The organism is Neobacillus drentensis, from assembly GCF_036962765.1.
In the GTDB taxonomy this organism is placed as follows: domain Bacteria; phylum Bacillota; class Bacilli; order Bacillales; family Cytobacillaceae; genus Neobacillus; species Neobacillus drentensis_C.
This window is the reverse complement of sequence record NZ_JBALOS010000318.1, coordinates 1-8372: the sequence shown is the minus strand read 5'-3', so window position 1 is coordinate 8372 and position 8372 is coordinate 1. Positions and strand designations below refer to the sequence as shown.

The following is an 8372-nucleotide window of genomic DNA, read 5'->3' as shown; positions in this document are numbered from 1 at the left end:
TCAACCATTTGTGTGTTTTTTATCAGGAATTATTAGTTGATAATACAATTTTTGTTCTTTTTTTGTGAGTTTACACATATTGTTTATGAAGTATTTTGTAGAAAATAACATAACAAATATTCTGATAAGTTTTATAATTGTAAATACATTAATAATTTACGCCGTTCCATTAAAGTATTAAACAATTAGGAAATGTGCAGAAAGGAGTAGAACATTGATTAATAAAGAAAGATTATGGAGTCGACTGCAGTTTCTAAGTGAAATTGGAAAGAAAGAATCTGAGGGTGTCACTCGTTTGTCTTTTACTCCAGAAGAAAGAGCAGCCAAAGACCTTGTCGCCACATTCATGAAAGAAGCTGGTTTAAAAGTTCGTGAGGATGAAGTAGGAAACCTGATCGGCAGGAAGGAAGGATTTAATCCTGAAGCTTCTGTGGTATTAACAGGTTCACATGTGGATTCTGTCTTTAATGGCGGAAATTTTGATGGACCGCTTGGTGTACTGGCAGCTGTTGAAGCCCTTCAAGTCATGAATGAGAAAGGGATTGAAACTGAACATCCAATTGAAGTCATTGCTTTTACCGATGAGGAAGGAGCAAGATTCAGCTTTGGGATGATTGGAAGTCGGGGGATTGCTGGAACGCTGACTCAGGATGAATTACTCAATAAGGACAAGCAAGGAATTTCGATTGCCGAAGCCTTTGTCGCCAATGGACTTCAGCCAGAAGCGATTGGAAAAGCTGCTCTTAAGCCCGAAGAGGTGAAGGCGTATGTCGAACTTCATATTGAACAAGGCAAAGTCCTTGAGGGACAAAATCTCTCAGCCGGAATTGTGTCGGGATTAGCAGGTCCATTATGGCTCAAGTTTATTTTAGAAGGTGAAGTTGGTCATGCAGGAGCAACCCCGATGTCCATCAGGCATGATGCGTTAACAGCAGCAGCTAGAGTGATGCTCGTCATTGAAGCAGAGGCGGCTAAGACTGGTACCACCGTCGGAACTGTGGGACAAGTTCAGGTGAATCCTGGTGGAATCAATATCATTCCAGGCCGGGTTGAAATCTCATTAGATCTTCGGGATATTAATGAAGTCGTTCGGGATGAGGTAGAGGCGAAGATAAGAGAACAGGCCGAGCAGATTTGTGAGGCCCAAGGTGTTAAGTTAACCATTGAAGACCTGCAGAGGGTAGCACCGGCACCTTGTTCTGACATCGTTAAAAATGCAGCCAAAGAAGCCTTTGAAAAATTAGGTCTAGAAAGCTATTACCTTCCAAGTGGTGCAGGTCATGATGGGATGCAATTGATGGACTTATGTCCCATAGGCATGATCTTCATCCGCTCCAAGAACGGAATCAGTCATGACCCAGCGGAATGGAGTTCAAAAGAGGACTGTGCAGACGGTGCGAATGTTCTGTATCATACGGTCCTAAATCTAGCGGTTCAAAAAGTTAATGTCACAACAAACTAATAGGAGATGACAACTATGAGTATTACTTCAACAGTAAATCTTAATCAACTAGCAGAAGAGACAAAAGAGCAAGTTATTGCCTGGAGAAGGCATTTGCATCAAAATCCTGAATTATCTTTCCATGAGGAAAAAACATCTCAATTTATTTATGATACCTTACAATCGTTTGAAAACTTAGAGATTTCTCGTCCGACAAAAAACAGTGTGGTTGCCCGTTTAATTGGAGCAGAACCAGGTAAAACACTCGCCATTCGTGCCGATATGGATGCCTTGCCCATCCAAGAAGAAAACACATTCGAATTTGCGTCCCAAAATCCTGGAGTGATGCATGCTTGCGGCCATGACGGTCACACTGCAATGCTGCTTGGAACAGCAAAAATTCTCTCAGGCTTAAAGGATCAAATAAAGGGGGAAGTTCGCTTCTTGTTCCAGCATGCGGAAGAGTTATTCCCAGGCGGAGCAGAGGAAATGGTGGAAGCAGGAGTAATGGACGGGGTGGACCTTGTCATTGGTACACACCTTTGGTCACCAATTGAAAAAGGCAAAGTAGGAGTGGTTTACGGTCCGATGATGGCTTCACCAGACACTTTCTGGATTACCGTGAATGGTAAAGGTGGACATGCCGCACTGCCACATCAAACCATCGATTCTATTGCTGTGGCTGCACAGGTTGTCACAAACCTCCAGCATATTGTCTCAAGGAATACTGACCCACTAGATAGTTTGGTTATTTCCGTGACCCAATTTATTGCAGGAACAACTCACAATGTGATTCCTGGCTCTGTTAAAATTTGGGGTACCGTCCGCAGCTTTGATCGAGCACTTCGTGAATCGATCCCAGCTAAAATGGAACGCGTCGTCAAGGGAATTACTGAAGCACATGAAGCAACATATGACTTTAAATATGAATTTGGCTACCGTCCTGTCATCAATGATAATGAAGTGACTGCAGTAATTGAAGAAACCGTTCGTGAAGTCTTCGGTGAAGAGGCACTTGATCTAATGAGACCAAATATGGGTGGAGAAGATTTCTCTGCATTTATGGAAAAAGCACCTGGCTGTTACTTCTATGTAGGAGCAGGAAATGAGGAAAAAGGAATTACTTATCCACATCATCACGAACGTTTCACAATTGATGAAGATGCACTCGAAATTGGGGTAAAAACTTTCCTCCATGCAACCTTTAAATTTTTAGGATAAAAATTACGTTATTTAGGACCTTCGTGCAAACTATAGAAAAAAAATACTTCACGAAGGTTCAGCTAAATAAATAGAAAGAAGGCATCATTTATTTTATAAAATTGGGGGTTTTTCTATGAAATTACATCAGCTTCTTGCAATCATACCATTTATTGGGTTACTTGGTGGAGTTCCGTTCTTTAATAAAGTCACTCCCTACGTCTTCGGGATGCCTTTCGTTCTCTTTTACATAGTCCTCTGGGTTGTATTAACCTCAGGAATTATGGCGATTGTGTTTAAATTGGACCCATCAAATAAGGAGGAAGAGATCTAATGAATACAGCACTTATTATTATTTTCGGATTTTTAGCCTTATCCATCTTCCTTGGTGTTCAAGCACAAAAAGGGAAGGACATGAGCCTTGAACAATGGTCCGTTGGAGGTCGTGGCTTTGGTACCATCTTCGTTTTCTTATTAATGGCAGGGGAAATTTACACTACCTTTACCTTCTTGGGCGGTAGTGGCTGGGCTTACGGTAAAGGTGGCCCAACCTATTATATCTTAGCGTACGGCTGTTTAGCATACATCATGTCTTATTGGTTGCTTCCAGCAATATGGAAATATGCGAAAGAGAACAAATTAATGTCTCAATCCGACTTTTTTGTTAGTAAATATAAGAGCCCTTTACTTGGAGTTTTTGTTTCTCTAGTAGGTGTTGTAGCACTTATTCCATATCTTGTTCTCCAATTAAAAGGTCTTGGTATCATTGTTTCGGAAGCTTCTGGTGGTTCGGTTTCATCAACTGCAGCGATTTGGATTGGTGTAATTGCTGTAACAGTTTACGTAATGATTTCCGGAATTCACGGTTCTGCTTGGACAGCTGTCATTAAGGATATCATGATTCTAGGTATTGTATTATTCTTAGGTATCTATTTACCAATCCACTATTACGGCGGCTTCCAGCCTATGTTTGAAGCAATTGAAGCAGCAAGGCCAGGATTCCTTGCTCTGCCAGCAACTGGTTTAAGTGTATCTTGGTTTATTTCTACAGTACTTTTAACGGCTCTTGGTTTCTATATGTGGCCGCATACGTTTGGTTCTATCTATTCTGCACAAAGTTCAAAGGTATTTCGTAAGAATGCCATTATCATGCCACTTTATCAGTTAGTATTATTATTTGTCTTTTTTGTAGGCTTTGCTGCCATCCTTCAGGTGAAAGGGTTGGAGGGCCCAGCAGGTGACCTTGCTTTATTAAAACTTTCCATGCAGACATTCGATCCATGGGTTGTCGGATTAATTGGTGCTGCTGGATTATTAACAGCCATTGTTCCAGGTTCAATGATTATGATGTCAGCGGCTACCTTATTAGCGAAAAACGTTTATAAAGTGTTTGTACCAAAAGCGTCGGACCAACAAGTATCTAAATTAGCAAAGAACTTAGTACCAGTGGTTGCCATTATCGCTCTATACTTTACCTTCAAAGGCGGGGACACACTTGTAACGTTGTTATTAATGGGGTACAGCCTTGTAACACAATTGTTCCCAGCATTGGTATTCAGCTTAGCTAAAAAGAACGTGGTCACAAAAGCAGGTGCTTTTGCCGGTATTGCAGTGGGGGTATTTACAGTTGCCTACATTACAATCAGTGCTTCAACAATTGGGACACTTTTCCCTGCATTGCCACAATTCGTAAAAGACCTAAACGTAGGAGTTATTGCTTTAATCATCAATTTAGTGGTTACATTCGCAGTTAGTTTCGTAACAAGATCCGCGAATGCTGCAAATAACACAAATGAACATGTTGCATAGACATTAAAATCAACAATAAACACCTCCAAAGTCGATGCCCATTGACTAATGGAGGTGTTTTATTTTTGTATCAAGTTCATTTAATCAGTATGTGTTTGATTTTCTTCTTTCCGATGGTTCATCAAGAAAAACGTTAAAGGCTGCTCTGACCCTGACATCAACTTATACACATAGGAAGAAGTGATTTTATAGCCCTCGTCTATTTTTGTCGCTAAATAATTGGTTCGTTCAAACAGAATCGAACGAATATGATTAATTTGCCTAGAGATTTTGTCCATTAGTGCTTCTTGAGTGTCCAAACGCTGTAAAACTCCGCTTTGAAACTCTTCTTGTTTCGTGATTTTTTCGGCAACCTCTTTTTGTAATTCCAACTGTTTATTCATTTGAAGGACAAGTTGATGATTAGCATCCTCATAACGCTCCATCCGATTACGTAAATCATTCAGTTGTTCGCCAACATGATTCCATTGGGAAAATAGTGTTTTTTCTTGCAACTGTGTTTGAATCCCTAATTCCGATAAAGCTTTCTCGAGGACAGTATTTGCCTTATGTTGTTCATTCATTAGTTCCGACAAAAAATCCTGTCGTGATACGACCTGATTCGATGTGTGCAGCTGTCGCATATTTTTGTAAACATCCGGGTGATCACTGTTGTTAATGAATAATCCCATACCTCTCTCCGCCTTTTTATGTTTTTGATTGTAATAGTTTATGCTTAAAACACATAAGAAGGGACATGATTGGGCTAGGCCATTTGTGATTGTTGATGTATATAAAAAAGCTCGGGTTTCATCCCAAGCTTTTTTGTGAATATTTTTGATTACACTAGCTGTGCGGTTTTTAAAACAAACTTTTCAATGACTTTGGCTACTCCATCATTCATATTTGTATCAGTCACATAATCAGCTTTAGCCTTAATATCTTCTGGAGCATTGCCCATTGCTACACCAAGGCCTGCAAACTCAATCATCGCCAAATCATTATAGCTGTCTCCCATAGCAATCACTTCTTCGCGTTCAATCCCGAGCTTCCCAATCAATTGATGGAGGCTGGTTCCTTTCGTTACTCCTGCTTCAGTAAACTCCAAAAAGAAAGGCTTTGAGCGCATCACGCTTAGTTGTCCAGCTAACTCCTGCTGAAGCTTTTGTTCCACATCGGCAAGTTTCGTTTCCTCTTCAAGCATTAACACTTTAACAACTGGTTCTTTTATTGAATCAACGAAACTGTCAACCTCAAAGATCTCTAGACCAGTAATTTCACCCTCGATATCGGTATATGGATTCCCTGCTTCCGTTACAATGGAATCACCGACATAGGTATGCAACCAAACATTTTCACGACGGCTTAACTCGTATAAATGATGAACTGTTTCCGGTGTTAATGTACTGCTAAAAAGTTCTTCACCAGTTTGACAGTTTGTTATTTTTGCACCATTAAAAGATAATATAAAACTGCCATAATCCTTTAATTGCAATTCTTCAGCAATCTTATACATGGCATAGGTTGGACGCCCTGAAGCTAATACCACTTTAACACCCAATTGCTGAACATCCATTAACGCTTTCTTTGTACGTGGGGAAATCGTATGGTCGTCCTGTAACAACGTATCATCTAGGTCTAATACAATCATTTTATATGTCATTCTTGTTTGAGTCCTCTCTTCACGATATTTTCTATCCTTATCTTACTATAAGTTTTGGAAAAAAACTTATAACATTTGAATCCAATTGGGAAGGAGGTAAATAAAATATGGTAAATTCCTAAATAATGAAGGTGATTACTGTGTCTATTTTTAATATATTTAAAAGTAAATGTAGTATTTGTAAGAGAAAAGTAAGTCCGTTGCGGAAATATATGAATGATAAGAGGGATATAGTAAAAGTGTGTGTCCCTTGCTCGGAATATGCGGAAAGAAGGGCTTATCGGAAAATATAGTAATCGTTTTGCGTGCAAAGGGATATTTTTACTAGCAAGCACAAGCTGTACTTTTTTGCTCTTTGCTGTACAATTTCTAGGAGGAAAATGGTTTTATATAGAGAAACAAGAGAAAGAGCAATTTATAAAAGATTTGAGGAGGAGTAGTTCAATGCCCATTATTAGTGTTCAATTAATGGAAGGAAGACCGCCAGAAAAGGTGGCAGCAGTAATCCAAAATATTACCAATACCGTTTCCGAAACATTAAATGCACCAAAAGAGAGTATAAGAGTGATTGTTACGGAAGTGCCGAAAACTCATTGGGGTATTGCCGGAATCCCAGCTTCGGAAAGATAGATTACTTGAACAGCTGTCAACTTTTGATGACAGAGAAAAACTTGCAAGACAGTAAAATTCATTTATAATCAGCCTCCCTTTATGATGAGGGAGGTTCTTATTTTTGAAAAAATATGTAATACTAAAGGAAATATGTTGTGGAGTAAGGAGTATTATTATGAATCGTTGCGGTTGGGTTAATCAGGATCCATTATATATCGATTATCATGATCATGAATGGGGAGTTCCAGTTTATGACGATCGGTTGCTATTTGAGTACTTAAATCTTGAAGGGGCTCAGGCAGGCCTTAGTTGGTATACGATCTTAAAGAAGCGGGAGAACTATCGAAAAGCCTTTGATAACTTTGAACCTGAAAAAATTATCAGCTATGATGAAAAGAAAATCGAAGAATTGTTAAATAATGAAGGGATTGTAAGGAATAAGCTTAAAGTCAATGCCGTCATTACGAACGCCCATGCTTATTTTAAAGTAGTCGAAGAATTTGGTTCATTTAGTCAGTACATATGGTCCTTTGTTAAGGGGAGTCCCATCCAAAATCACTTTAAAGAAATGAAGGATGTTCCTGCCGTCACGGAATTAAGTGATAAATTAAGTAAGGATTTAAAGAAGCGTGGGTTCAAATTTGTCGGCTCGACCATCTGTTATGCGTTCATGCAAGCAACAGGGATGGTGAATGACCATATCGTAACCTGTGGATGTTACCAAAAAGCTGTTCAAATTACGAAATAAAAGAAAAAAGCGATTATCTCATTTGAGAGACATCGCTTTCTTTAATTTGTGTAAAGAAAAATATGAAGGTAGCAATAGACAATAAAAACAGAAAAATCTCACCTTTTGACGGCTCGAACGTTGGGAGGTCTGTTAGGGACAAAAATGACCACTTCCTTCTTCATTAGATTAGAATTTCAGGTTCGATACCAAAATGTTCAGATACAATCCAGCGAAATTGTGTAAAAACCTTTTCTAAATCAGGCAATGTAGGTACGTGTTTAGGAACACCAAAAATTGGACCGGTCATATTGAAGCTAAATCTGCCTGGGCCTATAAAGATACCTGACACATTTATCTGATCACTAATTAATAGTATGGCTAAAAGTATATCCCCAATGTCCAATAATAAACTCAATGTCTTATTTCCTGATTTACCCTCTAAACGTCCATGTCCAGTTAGCGGCCCTCCAACCGAAAGGGCAAATCCTCCTGGTTCTACAATAAGTCTAACTACTGTTACTTGACCGGTTAATAATAAAAATGCTGTTATAATATCTATGTTCCTTTGGATAGAGCTAATTGTTTGTAGCCTTTTTTCTAAGTCACATGTATTATTCAATGATTTCACAACCCACTCAACTTTCATGTGCATCAAATATGACAAGGACAGAAATCTTTGAATCTAATGCATATCTTTTGTATAGTATGAAAATAAATGAAGGATGCAACTAATTTTACAAAAAGAAAGCCCATCAAATTTGATGGGCTTTCTTATTACGAAAATCTCTACGTAATTAATTACTTCGCTGATTTTTCAATCATAAAATCTGTTGTTGGTATAGGAATAATCTTGCCGCCAATTTGAACATGAATAGTATCGTTGAAAATGGCCTTCACAATTCCTTTTAACGAAATGGTTGAATTAACAGAGATTTTTT

The 8372-nt window shown here is 38.8% G+C and carries 9 protein-coding genes; 6 read left to right on the top strand and 3 right to left on the bottom strand.

The genetic code is table 11. The features are described from left to right. Positions 1–214 precede the first annotated feature (214 nt). The 4 genes from V7137_RS28175 (at position 215) to V7137_RS28160 (ending at position 4450) form a co-directional block, all read left to right on the top strand. Positions 215–1462, top strand: a complete 1248-nt coding sequence (locus tag V7137_RS28175; RefSeq protein WP_335701124.1) for a Zn-dependent hydrolase — start codon at positions 215–217, stop codon at positions 1460–1462. Positions 1463–1477: 15 nt separating this feature from the next. Further along, on the top strand, positions 1478–2662 hold the full coding sequence (locus V7137_RS28170) for a M20 family metallopeptidase (protein WP_335701123.1): 1185 nt from the start codon (positions 1478–1480) through the stop codon (positions 2660–2662). Between the two features lie 115 nt (positions 2663–2777). Beyond that, complete coding sequence (locus V7137_RS28165) at positions 2778–2975, top strand: DUF3311 domain-containing protein (protein WP_335701122.1); 198 nt, start codon at positions 2778–2780, stop codon at positions 2973–2975. Beyond that, positions 2975–4450 carry a sodium:solute symporter family protein gene (locus V7137_RS28160; protein ID WP_335701121.1) on the top strand — a complete coding sequence of 492 codons (1476 nt, stop codon included), beginning with the start codon at positions 2975–2977 and terminating at the stop codon, positions 4448–4450. Before V7137_RS28165 ends, V7137_RS28160 begins: the two co-directional genes overlap by 1 nt. A gap of 80 nt (positions 4451–4530) precedes the next feature. On the opposite strand, the gene V7137_RS28155 is transcribed toward V7137_RS28160, so the two are convergent. Together V7137_RS28155 and V7137_RS28150 are read right to left on the bottom strand one after the other, a co-directional pair. Beyond that, positions 4531–5121 (bottom strand): hypothetical protein, encoded by a 591-nt coding sequence (locus V7137_RS28155; protein WP_335701120.1) that lies wholly within the window; start codon positions 5119–5121, stop codon positions 4531–4533. 149 nt (positions 5122–5270) lie between these two features. After that, the gene (locus tag V7137_RS28150) at positions 5271–6092 is read right to left on the bottom strand and encodes a Cof-type HAD-IIB family hydrolase (protein WP_335701119.1); all 822 of its coding nucleotides are present in this window, start codon (positions 6090–6092) and stop codon (positions 5271–5273) included. Positions 6093–6353: 261 nt separating this feature from the next. Between V7137_RS28150 and V7137_RS28145 the strand changes: the two genes are divergently transcribed. Together V7137_RS28145 and V7137_RS28140 are read left to right on the top strand one after the other, a co-directional pair. Beyond that, entirely contained in the window at positions 6354–6722 is a 369-nt protein-coding gene (locus V7137_RS28145; RefSeq protein ID WP_335701118.1) for a 4-oxalocrotonate tautomerase, read from the top strand. A gap of 157 nt (positions 6723–6879) precedes the next feature. After that, on the top strand, positions 6880–7452 hold the full coding sequence (locus V7137_RS28140) for a DNA-3-methyladenine glycosylase I (RefSeq protein WP_335701117.1): 573 nt from the start codon (positions 6880–6882) through the stop codon (positions 7450–7452). A gap of 163 nt (positions 7453–7615) precedes the next feature. Here the strand turns inward: V7137_RS28140 and V7137_RS28135 are convergent, their stop codons facing one another. After that, positions 7616–8062, bottom strand: a complete 447-nt coding sequence (locus tag V7137_RS28135; protein WP_420490194.1) for a hypothetical protein — start codon at positions 8060–8062, stop codon at positions 7616–7618. Positions 8063–8372 lie beyond the last annotated feature (310 nt).

Bases quoted from the DNA above. Each gene is read 5' to 3' on its own strand.
- V7137_RS28170 (WP_335701123.1), top strand. From the start codon at position 1,478: ATGAGTATTACTTCAACAGTAAATCTTAATCAACTAGCAGAAGAGACA.
- V7137_RS28165 (WP_335701122.1), top strand. From the start codon at position 2,778: ATGAAATTACATCAGCTTCTTGCAATCATACCATTTATTGGGTTACTT.
- V7137_RS28145 (WP_335701118.1), top strand. From the start codon at position 6,354: ATGCGGAAAGAAGGGCTTATCGGAAAATATAGTAATCGTTTTGCGTGC.
- V7137_RS28140 (WP_335701117.1), top strand. From the start codon at position 6,880: ATGAATCGTTGCGGTTGGGTTAATCAGGATCCATTATATATCGATTAT.
- V7137_RS28155 (WP_335701120.1), bottom strand. From the start codon at position 5,121: ATGGGATTATTCATTAACAACAGTGATCACCCGGATGTTTACAAAAAT.
- V7137_RS28160 (WP_335701121.1), top strand. From the start codon at position 2,975: ATGAATACAGCACTTATTATTATTTTCGGATTTTTAGCCTTATCCATC.
- V7137_RS28150 (WP_335701119.1), bottom strand. From the start codon at position 6,092: ATGACATATAAAATGATTGTATTAGACCTAGATGATACGTTGTTACAG.